The organism is Dyella tabacisoli (genome assembly GCF_003350925.1).
Classification (GTDB): domain Bacteria; phylum Pseudomonadota; class Gammaproteobacteria; order Xanthomonadales; family Rhodanobacteraceae; genus Dyella_C; species Dyella_C tabacisoli.
Window position 1 is genome coordinate 18,729 of sequence record NZ_KZ857176.1, and the last position, 15,698, is coordinate 34,426.

At 60.2% G+C, this 15,698-nt stretch carries 14 protein-coding genes; 4 read left to right on the top strand and 10 right to left on the bottom strand.

The features are described 5' to 3' along the window. Window positions 1–13 precede the first annotated feature (13 nt). Window positions 14–1,144: an alpha/beta hydrolase gene (locus DVJ77_RS09830; protein WP_225427929.1), complete on the top strand. Its 1,131-nt coding sequence runs from the start codon at window positions 14–16 to the stop codon at window positions 1,142–1,144. 171 nt (window positions 1,145–1,315) lie between these two features. Here DVJ77_RS09830 and DVJ77_RS09835 read toward each other — a convergent pair whose 3' ends face one another. Then, window positions 1,316–1,819 carry a GNAT family N-acetyltransferase gene (locus tag DVJ77_RS09835; RefSeq protein ID WP_114845707.1) on the bottom strand — a complete coding sequence of 168 codons (504 nt, stop codon included), beginning with the start codon at window positions 1,817–1,819 and terminating at the stop codon, window positions 1,316–1,318. 222 nt (window positions 1,820–2,041) lie between these two features. Continuing rightward, complete coding sequence (locus tag DVJ77_RS09840; RefSeq protein WP_114845708.1) at window positions 2,042–2,941, bottom strand: NAD-dependent epimerase/dehydratase family protein; 900 nt, start codon at window positions 2,939–2,941, stop codon at window positions 2,042–2,044. Between the two features lie 149 nt (window positions 2,942–3,090). Here DVJ77_RS09840 and DVJ77_RS09845 point away from each other — a divergent pair, with 149 nt between their 5' ends. Further along, window positions 3,091–3,891 (top strand): helix-turn-helix transcriptional regulator, encoded by an 801-nt coding sequence (locus tag DVJ77_RS09845; protein WP_114845347.1) that lies wholly within the window; start codon window positions 3,091–3,093, stop codon window positions 3,889–3,891. A gap of 21 nt (window positions 3,892–3,912) precedes the next feature. Here DVJ77_RS09845 and DVJ77_RS09850 read toward each other — a convergent pair whose 3' ends face one another. Further along, window positions 3,913–5,529 (bottom strand): serine hydrolase domain-containing protein, encoded by a 1,617-nt coding sequence (locus tag DVJ77_RS09850; RefSeq protein ID WP_114845348.1) that lies wholly within the window; start codon window positions 5,527–5,529, stop codon window positions 3,913–3,915. A gap of 9 nt (window positions 5,530–5,538) precedes the next feature. Then, window positions 5,539–6,507, bottom strand: a complete 969-nt coding sequence (locus DVJ77_RS09855) for a GlxA family transcriptional regulator (RefSeq protein ID WP_114845349.1) — start codon at window positions 6,505–6,507, stop codon at window positions 5,539–5,541. Window positions 6,508–6,736: 229 nt separating this feature from the next. On the opposite strand from DVJ77_RS09855, the gene DVJ77_RS09860 reads away from it, so the two are divergent. Next, window positions 6,737–7,105, top strand: a complete 369-nt coding sequence (locus DVJ77_RS09860) for a hypothetical protein (RefSeq protein ID WP_114845350.1) — start codon at window positions 6,737–6,739, stop codon at window positions 7,103–7,105. Between the two features lie 55 nt (window positions 7,106–7,160). Here DVJ77_RS09860 and DVJ77_RS09865 read toward each other — a convergent pair whose 3' ends face one another. From DVJ77_RS09865 to gstA, 4 genes are all read right to left on the bottom strand, one after another. Beyond that, window positions 7,161–8,246, bottom strand: coding sequence for a tryptophan 7-halogenase (locus DVJ77_RS09865; RefSeq protein WP_114845351.1), 1,086 nt, complete (start codon window positions 8,244–8,246; stop codon window positions 7,161–7,163). Beyond that, window positions 8,236–11,226 (bottom strand): LodA/GoxA family CTQ-dependent oxidase, encoded by a 2,991-nt coding sequence (locus DVJ77_RS09870; RefSeq protein ID WP_114845352.1) that lies wholly within the window; start codon window positions 11,224–11,226, stop codon window positions 8,236–8,238. The genes DVJ77_RS09865 and DVJ77_RS09870 overlap by 11 nt, the downstream gene beginning before the upstream one ends. 679 nt (window positions 11,227–11,905) lie before the next feature. After that, entirely contained in the window at window positions 11,906–12,241 is a 336-nt protein-coding gene (locus DVJ77_RS09875; protein WP_114845709.1) for a DMT family transporter, read from the bottom strand. A 16-nt stretch (window positions 12,242–12,257) separates the two neighbouring features. Beyond that, a complete protein-coding gene (gene gstA / locus DVJ77_RS09880) occupies window positions 12,258–12,872 on the bottom strand; it encodes a glutathione transferase GstA (RefSeq protein WP_114845353.1) in 615 nt (204 codons plus the stop codon). A gap of 83 nt (window positions 12,873–12,955) precedes the next feature. On the opposite strand from gstA, the gene DVJ77_RS09885 reads away from it, so the two are divergent. Then, window positions 12,956–13,834, top strand: coding sequence for a LysR family transcriptional regulator (locus DVJ77_RS09885; RefSeq protein ID WP_114845354.1), 879 nt, complete (start codon window positions 12,956–12,958; stop codon window positions 13,832–13,834). 13 nt (window positions 13,835–13,847) lie between these two features. Here DVJ77_RS09885 and DVJ77_RS09890 read toward each other — a convergent pair whose 3' ends face one another. Continuing rightward, on the bottom strand, window positions 13,848–14,615 hold the full coding sequence (locus DVJ77_RS09890; RefSeq protein ID WP_114845355.1) for an MBL fold metallo-hydrolase: 768 nt from the start codon (window positions 14,613–14,615) through the stop codon (window positions 13,848–13,850). Between the two features lie 47 nt (window positions 14,616–14,662). Next, window positions 14,663–15,583, bottom strand: coding sequence for an alpha/beta fold hydrolase (locus tag DVJ77_RS09895; RefSeq protein WP_114845356.1), 921 nt, complete (start codon window positions 15,581–15,583; stop codon window positions 14,663–14,665). Between the last annotated feature and the right edge of the window lie 115 nt (window positions 15,584–15,698).

The window sequence follows — 15,698 nt, forward strand, 5'->3', positions numbered from 1 at the left end:
AAAGAGAGTACCCATGCGTCCTGGATTTCTATCGCTTATTGCTATGTTTGGTCTATGTGTCAGCGCGTCGGGCTTGCGAGCGCAAGAGCAGCCATCGCCAAGCAATCGGGCTGAAGCCGTGAAAATCATCGCCGACATGCGCCGCATCGTGACTCCCGATGGCGTGGAGCGGCACGAGAAGATCCGCATCGGCGGGATCGATCAGTGGATCAGCATTCGTGGTAACGACAGGCACAATCCCATCCTTCTCATGGTGCACGGTGGGCCCGGCTGGGTGTCGATGCCGACGAGCTGGTACTTCCAGCGAGGCTGGGAGGAATACTTCACGGTGGTGCAGTGGGATCAACGTGGTGCCGGCAGTACCTATGCAGCCAACGACCCCGCCGCCGTTGCCCCGACCCTCACCCCCGAGCGCATGATCGCCGATACCGAAGAGATGGTCGGCTGGCTCAGGAAAGCGTTCGGCAAGGAGAAGATCTTCGTACTCGGCCATTCATGGGGTTCGTATCTTGGGCTTGAAGTGGCCCGGCGGCATCCCGGCTGGCTGTACGCCTATATCGGCATCGGCCAGATGACCAACATGCCGGAAAGCGAGCGCCAAGGCTGGCAATTCGCCATGGACGAGGCACATAAGGCGGGCAACACCCAGGCGATTAAAGAGCTGCAATCCCTCGCTCCGTACGCCGAAGGAACCAAGCCAGTGCCCCTCAAAAATCTGATGATTCAGAGAAAATGGCTTAATCAGTTCGGCGGTATGGTGTATGGCCGAACCGGTGGCCAGGCCGAGAGTGCCGCCATGTCGCTATCGCCGGAATACACCGACCGCGACGTCGAGCTGATTGGCGAGGCCAGCGACTATTCGCTCGGCAAACTGCTCAATCACGCGCTCACGCTGGACCTCAGCAGCATCAAGCGGCTCGACTGTCCGCTCATCCTGTTCCTGGGCCGACACGACCACAATGTCTCATCCAGCCTCGGCGAGGCCTGGTTCCAGAAAGTACAGGCACCCTCGAAGCGGCTGGTCTGGTTCGAGAACTCCGCACACGAAGTGATGAACGAAGAGCCTGGCAAAACGCTCATGTCACTGGTGCAATACGCGCGCCCGCTAGCCAACGAAAAACGCGATGATGTCGGCTCACCATGACCGCGCGCATAAGTTAAGAGATCGCGTAAGGCGTCGTAGGTTGGGGTGAGCAAAGCGAACCCCAACGTAGCCAAACCCAATCTACCTAACCGGTAATGCCGGGCCAATGACGTTAAGCCATCGACGTCAGGCTATCGACGTCAGGCCAACGACGTTGGGGTTCGCTTGCGCTCACCCCAACCTACGCAGGCTAAAGTCGCAGTACATGATGTGGAGCCCAACGCGGCCCAGCGTAGGGTGCTCGAAGGCGCCGGGAACCGTGCCGACGATGTGGAAGCCTAGCCGCTGATAAAGTTCGACGGCCGAGCGATTGGACTCGACCACGGCATTGAACTGCATCCCCGCGTATCCGCATTCTCGTGCCCAGTCCAGCGCAAACCGGCATAACGCCGTACCTACGCCGCGCCCTCGAGCATCGGCTGCGACCATAAAGCTTGCGCTCGACACATGCGATCCTGGGCCGGGGCGATTCGTTGCCATTTTGGCGGTGCCAAGCACGCGATCGCCATCCACTGCGACCACGGTCAGCCCCGGCGGCATCTCGATCCATAGGCTGTGCGCCTGCGTCGTGGTCATGGCCGGATCGAAGGGGAATGTCTCCCGTGCCTGTACGACATCACGCACGATAGGCCAGACGTGGGCCCAGTCGTTTTCGACAAATGCTCTTATGTGCATGGACCGCACTTTAGCGTCGTAGGTTGGGGTGAGCAAAGCGAACCCCAACGTCGCCACACCCAATCTACCTCGCCGGTAATGCCGGGCCAATGACGTTAGGTCATCGACGTGAGGCCAACGACATTAGGCCATCACGTTGGGGTTCGCTTGCGCTCACCCCAACCTACGACAAGCGTCACGATGGTAGGTTGGGGTGAGCAAAGCGAACCCCAACATCAGCCCTCATCTGCCGAGGGCATCGCGAATTACATCATCGATAGGCGTGGCCTTTACGCCAAGCGCCTGTTCCGTGGCGGCTGAATCCAGGACGCAGGGGAGATCATAGAGATAGGCCATCTCGATGACCTCGCGTGCGATCGGATCGCTAGCGGCGAGAGCCTGCCATTCGTCCGTCGATAACCGCGTCAGTATCGGCGGCGGTGCGGCGGCGATTTCGGCGATACGAATAGACAAGGCACGAACCGAGAGGTCGTTGGAGGGAGCGTGCCAGGCGCGCCCCCATGCTCCATCAGCGCGCGAAGCAGAAATTAAAGTCCGTGCGACATCACGTGTATATGTCCAACTGTGCAAAGCATCCAGGTCGCCCAGAAAGTGAGTGGGTTGGCCGCTGATAACGCCCGGAAGTGTCATTAACGTATAGAGCGATAGCGCATCGCGGCCCAGATAGTCACTTGCGCGTACTTCGGTCACTCGGGCGCGGCTGGCGAGCGCGTCTTCCCACATCGTTGCGCGCACGCGACCTTTGACGGTCTGTGGCGCCATCGGCAAGGATTCGGTCATTGGCCCGGCCACCTGGCCATATCCATAAACATTGCTCAGCGTCACGAGATCGGCACCCGAGACTTCTGCGGCCCGAAGCACGGCCGCCGCTATCGGCGGGAATTCTTGCGGCCATCGGTCGTAACGTGGCATCGCGCAGTTGAAGATCGTCGAAACACCGCCGGCGAGCTTGGTCAGCGCGGCGACATCGGTGGCATCCACTGCCACATGATGGATGCCCGGAAGCGTGGGACGCGGGTTGCGAGAGACGATGATGACTTCATCGCCTTCCGCAGCAAGCGCTTGAGCGGTCAGCATGCCGGTAGGGCCGGCGCCGACAATGAGTTTCTTGGCTTGATGCATGGAGGGTAGCTCGCGGTTGAACGATACGCGGCTTTGTACCGTCAACCATTGCTATCGTCGCGCACATTCGGCGCTGGCAAACAGCACATTCCACTTTGCGGTTTGGGCATGGCTGACATAAGCCAAGCCATCGCGATAAAGTGCGGCACATGCTCAATTCGTCCGATCTCTGGCCGCCCGCCGGTATTCAGGTCGTCCGCCGCTCCAGCCCGGCTGGACGCGTCGATCTCCCGGAGATCGCAGATCACCGCGTGAGCTTGCATCTCAGCAAACGCACATTGACGACCTGCTGGGAGTCTGGTCTGAGCTTTATGCGCTTGCGTGGGGACATCGATCTCACCCCGGCGCAAAGCATCGGTGGCTTCGATGCGGATGAAAGAAGCGATTCGCTCGAAGTACGCGTGCCGATTGGTTTTCTCCAACGTGTGGCGGACGAAATGCATGTATGCGGTGCACGCACCGCTGTGGAGACCCGGCACCTGCTCCAGGAGGAGGGCCTGACCCATCTCGTCCTGGCCATCGATGCCGAACATAGTGCCGGTTCGCCTGGTGGTCGCTTGTACATGGATAGTCTCGGTGTTGCGCTTGCCGTGCAGTTGCTGGCACGTCATACAGGGCCGTTGAAGCCGACCCGCGAAGGCCTTTCCGCGTTGCAGATTCAACGCATAGTCGATTTCATCGAGGCCCACTTGGATACGCCCCTTTCGCTCAGTCAGTTGGCTGATGTGGCGGGTGTCAGCCGGTCCTACTTGCAGCGTGAGTTCAAGTCGAAAAGAGGCACCTCGATACATCAGTACGTGGTGAGTCGCCGCGTGGAGAAGGCGCGTGTCTTGCTGTTGAATCGATCGTTGCCGGCCAGCGAGGTCGCATTGGCGGCAGGTTTCTCTCACCAGAGCCATATGGCGCGGTGGATGCGGCGCTTGCTCGGCGTGACGCCAGGCAATATTTGAATCGCATCGATGATGCTTGTGCTATTCGCCCTGCCGCTTAAAGACCATCATCCAGAGGCCGCCGCCAGTTACACGCATGGTCGTGATCTGACCCGTACGGTTTCGCTCGAACAGGAAAAGATATCCCTTTGCGCCATAGGCATCTTCGCCCTCTGTCGATAAGGGGACGCGCCCCCATGCGGGATGCTCAAGCACCAGCTTGTCCGCTACCGCCCTGAAGCGAAAATCGGCCGCCAGTTCAGTACTTCGGAAGAGCCCCGTATAGCCCAGCGGATTTACCCGCGCCGGAGCTAGCAATGGCAAGAATGCTTGACGCGTATGGTTCATGCTTTCAACGAGATCGTAGCCATTTCCAGTGCGGACGAAATGTATCTCGGCGCCGCCTTGGGTTCGATAGCCTGTCCCGACAGGATCGAGCAACACGCCCGACGAGGAGGCATCGAGCATGCGCAGATGAGCATCGTCAAATTGGATCACACGCATGGCGCGGCGGTTTGCCGAAACATAAACCCCTGCATAGAGCGACTCTTGCGATGTGGTTTGTTGAGGCCGGATTTGTTGAGAATGGGATGTCTCGTGGGGCATGAATAGCTGCGCGACTTTACGGGCCATCATGCTTTGCTTGGCGCCGCCATCGTTGCATAGCAGAGCGACAGTCAGGTCTTCGTGGGGCAGGTAAAGGAGCTGTGCCTTCCAGCCCTCAAAGCTCCCGCCATGTTGCTCAACAGGCGCGCCATGCCAAGTCTCCAGCTCAATGCCATAACCGTAGGGGATGGATTCTCCCGATCGAAGTTTTCCTTTCGTCAGCATTTGTTTGCGCAGTGTCGGCCAGGGCGGATTGCTGGCGTGCTGCAAGGTTTCCTCCCACCGGAGAAGGTCGCCGACCGTGGTCACCATGCCCGTGCCGCCGCGCGCCAATGCATCAAATCGCAATGGCTTGAAGCCGTTATCCTCCAGCGGTACATAGCCTCGCGCCATGCCCGTCGGGGGATGTTTTAAATCCGTCCATAACAGTGTCTTCGTCATGCCCAGCGGTGTGAAAATCCGCGCTGCCAGGAGTTGATCGAGCGATAGGCCGCTCGTGCGCTCAAGGATTCTCGCGAGCAAGACGTAGTTTGTACTTGAGTAGGAAAACTGCGTTCCGGGGGTGAAATCCAATCCGAGCTGATGCTTGGCCTGCGCAATAATTGCATCATCGGATTGTGTCGCGATGTCTCGGCCAGCCAGCTCGCTGAGCGCGGTGTAGTCTCGGATGCCGCTGGTATGGTGGATCAGGTCATCGATGGTTACGTCTGCCATAAACACCGGCATATCAGGCAAATAATGCCGTACGGACATTCCTGGTGACAGCACGTTTTGCTGGATGAGCATGGCCGCTATGGCGGCGGTGAATTGCTTTGTGGTCGAGCCGATATAGAAACGCTTCATGGGCGTAATCGCTGCATGACTTTGTAGATCTGCCGCTCCATACCCCTTCGTGTAGAGAAGCTCGCCTGCACGTTGTACACCTACGGCGCAGCCTGGCGCGTTCGGCTTGATATCTGCGAAAACGGCATCGACATCGGGTGGGTGCGAGGTAGCCGCCGCACTCGCTATGCAACTCATCGCTGTCAAGGAAAGCATCCACCGGCCTGTCATGTGCTGTCCTTACTCTTGTCCGAAGCGCTTTCTGTAATCGGAGGGAGTGATGCCGAATTCACGCTCAAAAGCCCGCCGGAACACATCGTCACTTGCATAGCCGACCGAATACGCTATCTGGCTGATGGGGGCGGTGGATTCGATAAGCGCGGTGCGTGCGCGGTCCATTCTCAATTGGCTGATATATGCCGCGGGACTTGTCTGGAAAGCGGCGCGAAAAGCCCGTGCAAACTGCCGGGTACTCAGGCTGGCTTGTTCGGCAAGCCGTTCGATCGGCAATGCTTCGTGTAGCCGCTCGACCAGCCACGCCGCAAGATTCGCCAGTGGCTCGGTGGTATGGCTCTGGAATCGCAAGGGTTCGGAGTATTGACGCTGTCCGCCGGATCGCTTGAGAAAAACGACCATCTCCCGAGCGACCGATAACGCCATGCGAGAGCCAAGATCTTGCTCGACCCAGGCTAACGCCAAGTCGATGCCCGAAGAGATGCCGCCGGATGTATGGAATGGCCCATCGCTGACATAGATCTTGTCCGGCTCCAACTGGATCGACGGGAACTGTCTCGCTACGTCGGCGGAAAAACGCCAGTGAGTCGTCGCCCGCCGGCCGTCCAGAAGGCCGGTTGGCGCCAATCCGTAGATGCCGGTGCAGACGCTACTGATGCGGCGGATGCCATCGGCATGCATGGTCAGCCACTGAGCCACTTTGCGGGTGGTTTCCGGTTGTCGCAGTCCTGCCCCTCCTGGGATCACGATCGTATCCAGTTCGCCCACGGCGGCAAGTCGACGCGTGGGTATGAAGCTCAAGCCTGATTCGGCCTGAAAGGCTTTTTCTTCGGCAGCCAGGACCTCAACGACATAGGGCTGCGAGCCAGCTTCAGCTAGGGCATTGGCGGTAGTGAGCACCTCAAGCGGGCCCACAAGATCGAAGGCGTTTACGCCATCGAAGCCGATAAATCCGATCTTGCGAGCATGGGACATCGCTCGATCATAGCGATGAGCCTCGGTAGAGGTAAGGACGCCGAGGCGACGATTTCGGTCATCTTCCCAATGTAGGTTGGGGTGAGCGCCAGCGAACCCCAACGTTGCGCGACGTTGGGTATCACTTCGTTCAACCCAACCTACATCCGCGTGTCGCAACGAGTTCAATATCACACCCTGGCTGCCACAAAAAATTGCATGCTGCCTATCCCAAGAATAGGATTTTCATATGCGGTTAATCCGTATCGAGTCGGTTCCGCCAGGCGATGCGCCTTTCCATATTCGCGAAGCTTGGGTCGGCCTGGTTTTGCCGCTTGCCGAACGTATCGTGGATCAACCGGTTATTAGCGCGTCTAGAAGTGTTCTCGCCAACAAGCATGGGTTCTGGCTAAGCGTGAAACGGTTTCTGAAGCGTGAATTGGAAGAACAGCCAACTCCGGTCTACGCCATTGACGTTCTTGCGGCGATCGATGTTTTGCAACGAGCTGATCCGACTGCGGCGCAATGGTGGAAAGCGAATACACCGCACTTGTTCCATGAGGGCCATCTCTTTGCGTTCTCGGCGAGTTGCTGCATTGAAATCTCAGACATCCCGTAGGTTGGGGTGAGCGCAAGCGAACCCCAACGTTGCGCGACATTGGGTATCACTCCGCTCAACCCAACCTACTTCTCGGCATTTGCGTGGCTTCGGCATGTCGGCGACGCCAGAACGGGCGGTGCTTCCAGCGCTGTTCCGCCGCGTAGAAATACTGGGTGTGGCGTAAATAGGTCTGCCGAACATTCGAGAGTTGATGGCTATACCGCGCCAGCTCGTCGGGCTGGCCGGATAGCACGCCCATCACTGCCTGGGCACCACGCAACCCCGTGTAAAGCGCATTGAACATGCCCTGGGACGAGAGCGGGTCGAAGGCCAGTGCGGCGTCGCCGACGGCGAGCCAGCCATCTCCGCTCCATTGCTGCAGGCAGGCGCCGCCGGCATCCGCGCCCCGTGGTGGGCACCATGAGGCATCCGCCGGGCACAGCAAGCGGATGTGGCGAGTCGCCGCCAGTTGATCGAGCCAGCCATGCGGCTCATGCAAAATCCGCGAGGCATCCGATGCCTCGACATGCAACACAGCGATGCGCCGCCCTTGCGGAAGCGGGGCGCAATACCACCATCCGTCCTCCACCGATTCGACCATCGTGCGCTCATCGGCGTGCCGGTTTTCGCCGATGGCGTAAAGCGCAATCATCGGCGTGTCTCGTGTCCGCGCCACACCAAGCTTGCGCGCGAGGATGCCGCTACGCCCGCTGGCGTCGATCAGCCAGCGGGTACATAGGGCCCCATCACTCAGTTGCACCTGCCAGCCTGCTTCATCTCGCGTCACCGATTTAAGGCGGGCAGTACGCCATGTTGCGCCTGCTTCTTGCGCGGCATCGCGCAGGCTGGCTTCAAAACGCTGTCGGTCGACATGCCAGCCGGAGCCATTGGGATCTCGAATGAAATCAGTGGCGCGTAAAACATCATCGCCCCAGGCGGAGACATTGCCTACGCATGCACGTGGCTTGCTTTGCGCCAGCCACGGCAGCAAGCCCAGATCCCGCAGCAGGGGGCGTGCCGCTCCCGGCAGGCTTTCTCCCACCTTGTCGGTATCGCGAATGTCATCGACCAGCAATGCGCGCGCACCCGCCTTGGCGAGTACGCGCGCGGCTACTGCTCCGGCTGGGCCGGCTCCGATCACCAGGACATCAGTCCTCATGCTTTCTCTTTCTGAGCACGAGACGACGGAAGGCTTCCAGTTGCTCCTCGTTTTCCCAGCCGGCCAGCCGTAGCCGATCTTCGCGTGTCCGCGCGGATGCTTTGTCCAACCCTGCGGCGAGGGCCGCGGTGCGTGTGGGTATGCCTGGCACCGACTCGACAAAGATCACCGGTGGAAAATCCGGATCGTCATCCACGCCTTTCTTCGCCGCGACAATACCCATAGCGCCGAAGTGTTCGACCATATGCATCATTTGCGCGGGCGGCAAACCGGACAGTTCGCGCAGCCAGTTGGCCCGGCGATGGAACGCCGCCAGCCGTTGCTCTCGCGCAAGGTCTGGATTGATAACGATGGCGTAGTCCTCCTCGGTGAGTACCTGGTTGGGCACCCGTGCCGGCCAGAAGGAGGGCAGGTAGGGGTCGTATTCAACGTCATAGCCGGAGCGGCAAAACGCGGTGTCGCCTTGCCAGGGCAACGCCATCCAGCGACTTAAATCCCCCGCCCCTTGCGCATAAAGCGGGCCGCCGGGTCTCAATGCGATTTGCTGGGTCAGTTTGCGGCCGTATTCGGGAACGGGTTGCTCGGCAGGGCGCTCGCGGATGCGGAAAGGCGCCCGATACATGCTGCTATGTCGCATCGGCCAGGTCAGTTCGCAGCCGGGGTGGAAGGCATCGGCCAGGCAGAAGTGCAGCGCGGCCTGGTCCAGCATGGCGGGTCGGTCGGCCAGCTCGACTTGGCTTAAGTCATGTGGCGGCTGGTAGTCGGGGTGCCAGTCATTGTCGAAGTTTCCTTCGACCCAACGCTGTAGCAGGCTTGCCCGTACCGGCGACAGGGGCAGATAGTTTTCCGGGTCGTCATCTTCGAAGGAGCCGAACGCATCGCCGTAAAGCCACGGCCAGGTACGCGGTTCGGCGACGGGATTATTTACCGGGCGGAAGGCATTGAAGATCACGCGGCGAAGTTCGCCGTAGATATCGGGATGCCCAGCCGCAGGACGATGAGAAAGTTTGGTCAGTAGCTGCGGATCGTCGAAGTCGAATTGGCCGCCATGTCCGAACAGCGCGGCAAAACCCTTGTTCACCCACTGCAAATTGCTCAGCCGTTGCAGCGCGGGCAGCACGTCCCGCACGAACGACACCTGTTCCGGGAAAGCAATCCAGCCGCACTCCACGTAGGCGTCGTATAAAAGATCGTAAAGCGTGCGCCAGCCAATAATGTCCGGCGCATAGTTGGGTGGCGCCACCACCACCCAGGCGGCATCCACGGGAATCTCCCTGCCGGCAATGCTGACCGCGGCGTTGACCGGCCCATCCGAGGTGTCGTCGTACCAGCCATCGGCATTGTTGAACGTATCGGGGTCGTCAGGATCGTAGATGGGCTTGCCTTCGGGCGACGCGGATATGCCATGGCCGCCAAGCACCAGCAGGCGTCCCGATGCATCCGTGCGCAGCTCGCCGAGACCCACCTTGGTGCCTTGAAACATGCCGCTGTCGAATCGATAAGCCGGGCCGCTGATGTCGCTGCCTTCGATATGGCGCGGGCCGGGGTCAATCGCCAAATTAGTGCGCGCCGCACCTTTGATGTGTGCGTTACGCAAGGGCAGGCTCAATTCGTACGCTTGGGGAATATCCAGCGCAGCATCGAACTGGTACCACTGTGCCTTGCGATTGGCCAGATGCACCTGCCAGGTGATCTTTGCGTTATTGCCGGTGAGCTCGGCGACGACCTCACCGGCGGCGTTGTAGCCATACAGGCGAAAAAGAGCCGCCTGGCGCTTGAGCGCGCCGGTGCTGTCGCGCATGTCGGCGGCACTAAGCGGCTCGGGTTGAATCACCTCCGGCCCGACATAGAAACCTTCCGGGCTATTGCCGACCCGCGCGATGCCGATGCCCGGATGAATGGCGGCCCGGACGATGGTGGTGTCGCGTGCAGGCGGCCACGGCGCGGGCGGGCGTGGGAGATGGGGTTCGCCATCGGGCTGGCCGTTGACGTTGCGGCGAAGTTCGGCCGAGGCCTGATAGATCACCTTGCGGGCGTCGGCAATCGTGCCGACCGGCTCGTGCTCCGCTAGCGTGCGCCACGGATTGAACGATAACGCTTCACCGTACGCGGACTGGCCTCGGGCGGCGATATCCTGCTGCGGCAGCGTCAAGGTGGCCACATGCTGGGGCACCGATACCTTTTCGTCCCACTGATCCGTAGCCTTGTTGAGCGGCGTCTTTTGCTCATCGATATACGGCTGCACCATAAAGCGAAAGCGCGCCTCCCCTCGTTGCAGGCGCTGCTGCAGATCTACCCCGAGGTAGTTAGGGTCGTTGTAATCGGGGTTAGGGCCCGTTGGAATAGGTGCGATGGGTTCGAGCTTGTACTTGCAGTATTTTTCGGGGCCAAAACGAAAAGGAATCACGCTCCATAGGTTTTCTCCCAGTACGGTGGGAACCTTCTTTTCCATGGCATCGAGAATGGCCGCGCCCTTGGGGTTCTCTTTACGCCATTTCAGATATTCCTCTTCACTCGTCAAGGATGCCTTGGTGAATACGCACATGGCGCGGGCGTCATCCACAAAAAAGACGTCATGGTTTTGCAGAATGAAATCGGCCGTGGGCGAGGTGCTGCCCGGTGGCAGCAGCTTTTGCCCTGGCACGTCGAACAGTTTGATGCCCAGACCTACCGTGGTGTTGAGGTCGGGGCGCCCATCGGAGATGTCGCTGGAAAAGCGAGCCCATACGGGATACGTCACCTGCTGGCTGAAGATGCCCACGCGCCAATCGGGCGAAAGACCGGGCGCAATCTCGAAACGTCCGTGCGCCACGCCGTGCAAACGCAGAAAAACCGGTCGCTTGGCGGGACATTGCCCTTTGTCGATGCGCCCGCGTTGCACCATGTCCACAAACATATGCTGCAGGCATTCAATGGATCCGGCATCGGTGTCGCAGCTACAAGGGATGTCAGTCGTTTTAGCATCGTGCTTATGACTCATGGCCTTACCTCAGCATGGGCGAATGGGTATTTGCGGCGTCATTAGCTATGTCGCTTCATTATTCAGGCATCAATATTATTATTGCGCGGACACCGGTCGCCTGTGATCCGTGGCGCCATGCCTATAATCGATAAATGTATTGAGAGAGTCGTATCGCGTCGGCGATGTTCTGATCTATTTGGTGTAGACAGTGTGATGCCGGGGCTATCTAAGGTCGCCGCGTAATAAATCGCGACTTACCATATATGTGGATCACATAATCACGGATGGGACAGGCGATTAACCGATGCGGCGAGATGATCTCCGTGATCGCATGCTTGATCGTTGGGGCGAGCTGCGCTCACCCCAACAAGCCTTGCTATGTAGGTTGGGCTGAACAAAGTGATGCCCAACGTTGCGAAGTAAACCCCAACGTTGCGCAACGTTGGGGTTCGCTTGCGCTCACCACCAACCTACGCCGCCGGCGTCATGGCGTGCAGCGCAATCACCCAATGCCGTAGGTTGGGCTGAACGAAGTGATGCCCAACGTTGCGAAGCAAACCCCAACGTTGCGCAACGTTGGGGTTCGCTTGCGCTCACCGCCAACCTACGCCGTCGGCGTCATGGCGTGCAACGCAATCACCCAATGCCGTAGGTTGGGGTGAGCGCAGCGAACCCCAACAATCCTCGCGCCATGTTGTCATGCAGCCGGCGTCACCGCGCGTAGCGCAATCACCCCGGCGACGATCAAGACAATCCCGGCTACCCGTGATAGCGACAGCGGCTCGCCAAATAACACGACACCAAGCAGCGCCGTGCCCGCTGCGCCTATACCGGTCCACACCGCATAAGCGCTACCGACCGGCAATGCGGTCAGCGCACGCCCCAGCAGCACCACGAATGCGGCCAGCGCCAGCAGCGATACCGCGCTCCAGCCCCAGCGCGTATAGCCTTGCGATAACTTCATCGATACGGCCCACAGCACGTCCAGTGCGCCCGCTACCAACAGCATCAGCCACGCTGATGAGATGCTCACTCCGGCGGTCATTGCCTCATGCTCCCTGCTCGGCACGAAGCGCGCTCTGCACGCTGTTGCGCTCGCCGATGCGTTGGAGATACGCGGCCAGCAAAGGAAAGCTATCCAGTGACAGGCCGCAAGGTTTGGACCAACTGGCAATCGTGAAGAGATACGCGTCGACGACAGTGAAAGTGTCCCCCAGCAAAAACGCGCGCCCCTGAAGCTGACGCTCGATCAGTTCGAGACGTTTAGCGATCTTGCCCCGAGCAACCTCGGCCGCCTGCGTACCGAATTCGGGATGAAACAGCCATGGGCTGAACATCTTGTGCAGTTCGGAGCTGATATAGACCAGCCAGCGTTGCGCCTCGTAGCGTTCCAGTGCTGTGCCGGCCGGCAGCAGTCCATGCGCTGGCACCAGGTCGGCGAGGTAGCTCAAAATCGCCGCCCCCTCCGTCAGCAGTTGGCCGTCATCGAGTTGCAGCAGCGGGACATAGCCGTTCGGGTTGAGTTGGCGATAGTCCGCTCGGGTTGCCGCAACGATCGGTTCCGCACCGAGGCGCACGCGCATCAGTTCAAACGGCAGATTCAATTCTCGCAGCACAATATGCGTTGCCAGTGAGCAAGTACCGGGAGTGAAGTACAGTTTCATCGGGTGTCTCCTGAAGGGTGGGGACAGCTTCAAGGCAGGCGCCGGCGAGCGCCATCTGTCACCGCTACAAGGAAAGCTTGCGCATGAAGTCGGGCGAATGGTCTCTTGACGATCTTCAGTTGGTACGTGCTATTGCCGCGAACGGCAATCTGGCGGGTGCCGCACGTGATCTGGGCATCGATCATTCCAATGCGTTTCGACGGCTTGGCACGGTCGAGCAGCGTCTCGGGGTCAAGCTGTTCCGGCGCAGCCGTCGCGGCTATCAGGCGACCGAGGAGGGGGAGTTGGCGGCGCAGGCGGCCGAGCGTGTGCTGGCCGAGACCGACCTGCTGTCCAGGCAGCTACTCGGACGCGATCGTCATGTGCATGGCCGGTTGCGCGTAACCGCGCCCGACACTCTGGTCGGACACCTGGCCGAGCTATGCGCCGAATTCACTGCGCTGCATCCGATGGTGCACTTCGATCTGGTGATTAACAACGCGTTTCTGACACTGCAGCAACGCGACGCGGACGTGGCTATTCGTCCGGCCCAGCTATCGCCGCAAGGGTTGTCGGTGCGCAAGCTCGCCAGCGTCGCCACCGCCGTGTATGCGCCAAAACCAGCGCGCCGCAAAGAACCTGCAGAGCGCTGGATCGGGTTGGGCGATGCACTGTCACATCTGGCGGCCGCACAGTGGCTTCGCAATCACGTCGATCCGGCGCGTATCGCGCTTACTGTCGATACGCTGCCGGCCGCGCTTGCTGCCTGCGAAGCCGGCCTCGGCCGCGCACTGCTGCCGTGCTTTTATGCCGACCGCTCGCGCGCCGTAAGCCGGCTCGGCGCGCCGCTGCCGGAGGTGCAGACACAGCTATGGTTTGTCACCCATCCCGACCTGCGCTCGTCCGCGCGAATCCGCTTGTTCCGCGATTTCGTCGTGCAATGGATTGCCCATCGCGACGTTGCGTTTTCCGCCGGGCTCTAGGGCATAGGCGGCATCAAATCTCAAACGTGGCCGGAACGCCTCGCTCAAGGCTCGTCAGTCGATCTGCAAGACCCACCGTGGCGAAAGATCGGGCAAGTTCGCTCTGACTCTCGACGAAGTGTTCCCAGCCTTCGTTGTGAATGGCGACGATATGCGCCTGGGGGAACGCGTGCGCGAACTCGATGGCGTCGTTGCTGCCCATGGTCATGTGAAAGCTGCCGCGTGGTTGCGCCGCGCCGGTAAAAAGAATCGCCAGCCGGATATCGAACTTGTCCTTGATCGCGGCGACACCCTCGTACCAGACGGTATCGCCCGACACGTAGATGCTGCCGCTGGAATGTTCAGGTGTCACCACGAAACCCACGACATCGCCGCTGATCGGCTCGATACCTACGGGGCCGTGCCGCGCAGGGGTTGCCGTGACACGCACCTCGTTCTTTTCAGGCCCGTGAACGACCACGCTTTCCCATGTGGTCAGACCCTCGACACTGCCGCCAAGCCGGGATGCGCCGGCAGGCGTAGTCAGTACGCGTGGTGCTTGTTTGAGAAAGGCTCGCCCCGAACGGTCGAGATTGTCCCAGTGGTGGTCATGGCTGAGCAGCACGGCGTCAATGGGCAGCAGCGAGGCTGGGTCGGTTGCCGGCCCCGTTCGTTTGACCAAGGTGATGGTGCCGGCGTCATAGGCTTGCGGCTCGTCGAAGGTCGGGTCGGTCAGCAGCCGCGTGCCCGCGACCTCGATCAAGGCGGTGGGGCCGCCAATGAGGGTAAGAACAACGTTCATCTGATATGAAATCCTTGGGGGGCAGGCAATAGAAAGCGGAAAAAGTGTCAGAGCTGCGCGGCGCCTGCCTGCTTCTGATCTACGGGTTGGCGATGGCCGATACGTTCGACAAAGTCCGCAATCAGCGGAGCGATCATCGGCAGGCATTCTTCCAATGCGAAGTGCCCGGTATCGAGCAGATGCAGTTCGGCACTTGGCACATCATCCAGATAGGCCCGCGCGCCGGCCTCCACGAAGAACGGGTCGTTACGGCCCCAGAAAATGAGTGTCGGCGGCTGATGCTCGCGTAGCCATGCCTGCCATTGCGGGTACAGCTCAAGGTTGGAGTGGTAGTTCAGTGCAAGATCGACCTGGATCTGCGCGCGGCCGGGCAGGTCGAGAAAATGCTGGTCCATAGTCCAGCCATCGGGCGCGATCAGCTCGGGATGCGCTGCGCCGGTAAGGTATTGGCCGCGCGTCATGTCCAGCGTCAGCAGATTGAGTACCCCTTCCTCGGCGCCTTTCACGCCCGGCTTCATCGCGGTGAACTCCTGTGCGATCGGGCTCAGGCCCACCGTGTAAGCGTTGCCGTTCTGGATCACCAGGCCCTCGAACCACTCCGGGTGCCGTGCCGCCAGGCGAAAGCCCACCGGCGCGCCGAAATCGAACATATAGGCGACGAAACGATCCAGCCCGAGTGCCTGGCAGAAGCCTTCCATCACGTCCGCCAGGCGGTCAAAACTGTAAGCAAACGGACCACCCAGCGTGGCAGGCACGGGAGCATCGCTGTGGCCAAAGCCTGGGTAGTCCGGCGCGATCAGGTGATAGCGATCGCCCAGTGCATCCATCAAGCGGCGGTACTGATGTGACGCGGACGGAAAGCCGTGGAGCAGCAGCAAGGTCGGTGCGTCCTTGGGGCCGGCCTCCCGATAAAAGACCTTGATGCCGTCGATATCGACGTGGTGATGGGTGACCTGCGGGATGTTCATCGTGGTGGATTCTTTTGCGTCGAGGTGTGCGCATGATGGAGAGAATGCATGGACCCCATAAGACACCCGGCGATGAATACACCATTCACTGCAAGCGAACGATGACGCCGGGGGG

Bases quoted from the DNA above. Each gene is read 5' to 3' on its own strand.
- DVJ77_RS09855 (WP_114845349.1), bottom strand. From the start codon at position 6,507: ATGTCCCATGCTCGCAAGATCGGATTTATCGGCTTCGATGGCGTAAAC.
- DVJ77_RS09860 (WP_114845350.1), top strand. From the start codon at position 6,737: ATGCGGTTAATCCGTATCGAGTCGGTTCCGCCAGGCGATGCGCCTTTC.
- DVJ77_RS09865 (WP_114845351.1), bottom strand. From the start codon at position 8,246: ATGAGGACTGATGTCCTGGTGATCGGAGCCGGCCCAGCCGGAGCAGTA.
- DVJ77_RS09870 (WP_114845352.1), bottom strand. From the start codon at position 11,226: ATGAGTCATAAGCACGATGCTAAAACGACTGACATCCCTTGTAGCTGC.
- DVJ77_RS09850 (WP_114845348.1), bottom strand. From the start codon at position 5,529: ATGACAGGCCGGTGGATGCTTTCCTTGACAGCGATGAGTTGCATAGCG.
- gstA (WP_114845353.1), bottom strand. From the start codon at position 12,872: ATGAAACTGTACTTCACTCCCGGTACTTGCTCACTGGCAACGCATATT.
- DVJ77_RS09885 (WP_114845354.1), top strand. From the start codon at position 12,956: ATGAAGTCGGGCGAATGGTCTCTTGACGATCTTCAGTTGGTACGTGCT.
- DVJ77_RS09840 (WP_114845708.1), bottom strand. From the start codon at position 2,941: ATGCATCAAGCCAAGAAACTCATTGTCGGCGCCGGCCCTACCGGCATG.
- DVJ77_RS09890 (WP_114845355.1), bottom strand. From the start codon at position 14,615: ATGAACGTTGTTCTTACCCTCATTGGCGGCCCCACCGCCTTGATCGAG.
- DVJ77_RS09845 (WP_114845347.1), top strand. From the start codon at position 3,091: ATGCTCAATTCGTCCGATCTCTGGCCGCCCGCCGGTATTCAGGTCGTC.
- DVJ77_RS09835 (WP_114845707.1), bottom strand. From the start codon at position 1,819: ATGCACATAAGAGCATTTGTCGAAAACGACTGGGCCCACGTCTGGCCT.
- DVJ77_RS09895 (WP_114845356.1), bottom strand. From the start codon at position 15,583: ATGAACATCCCGCAGGTCACCCATCACCACGTCGATATCGACGGCATC.
- DVJ77_RS09830 (WP_225427929.1), top strand. From the start codon at position 14: ATGCGTCCTGGATTTCTATCGCTTATTGCTATGTTTGGTCTATGTGTC.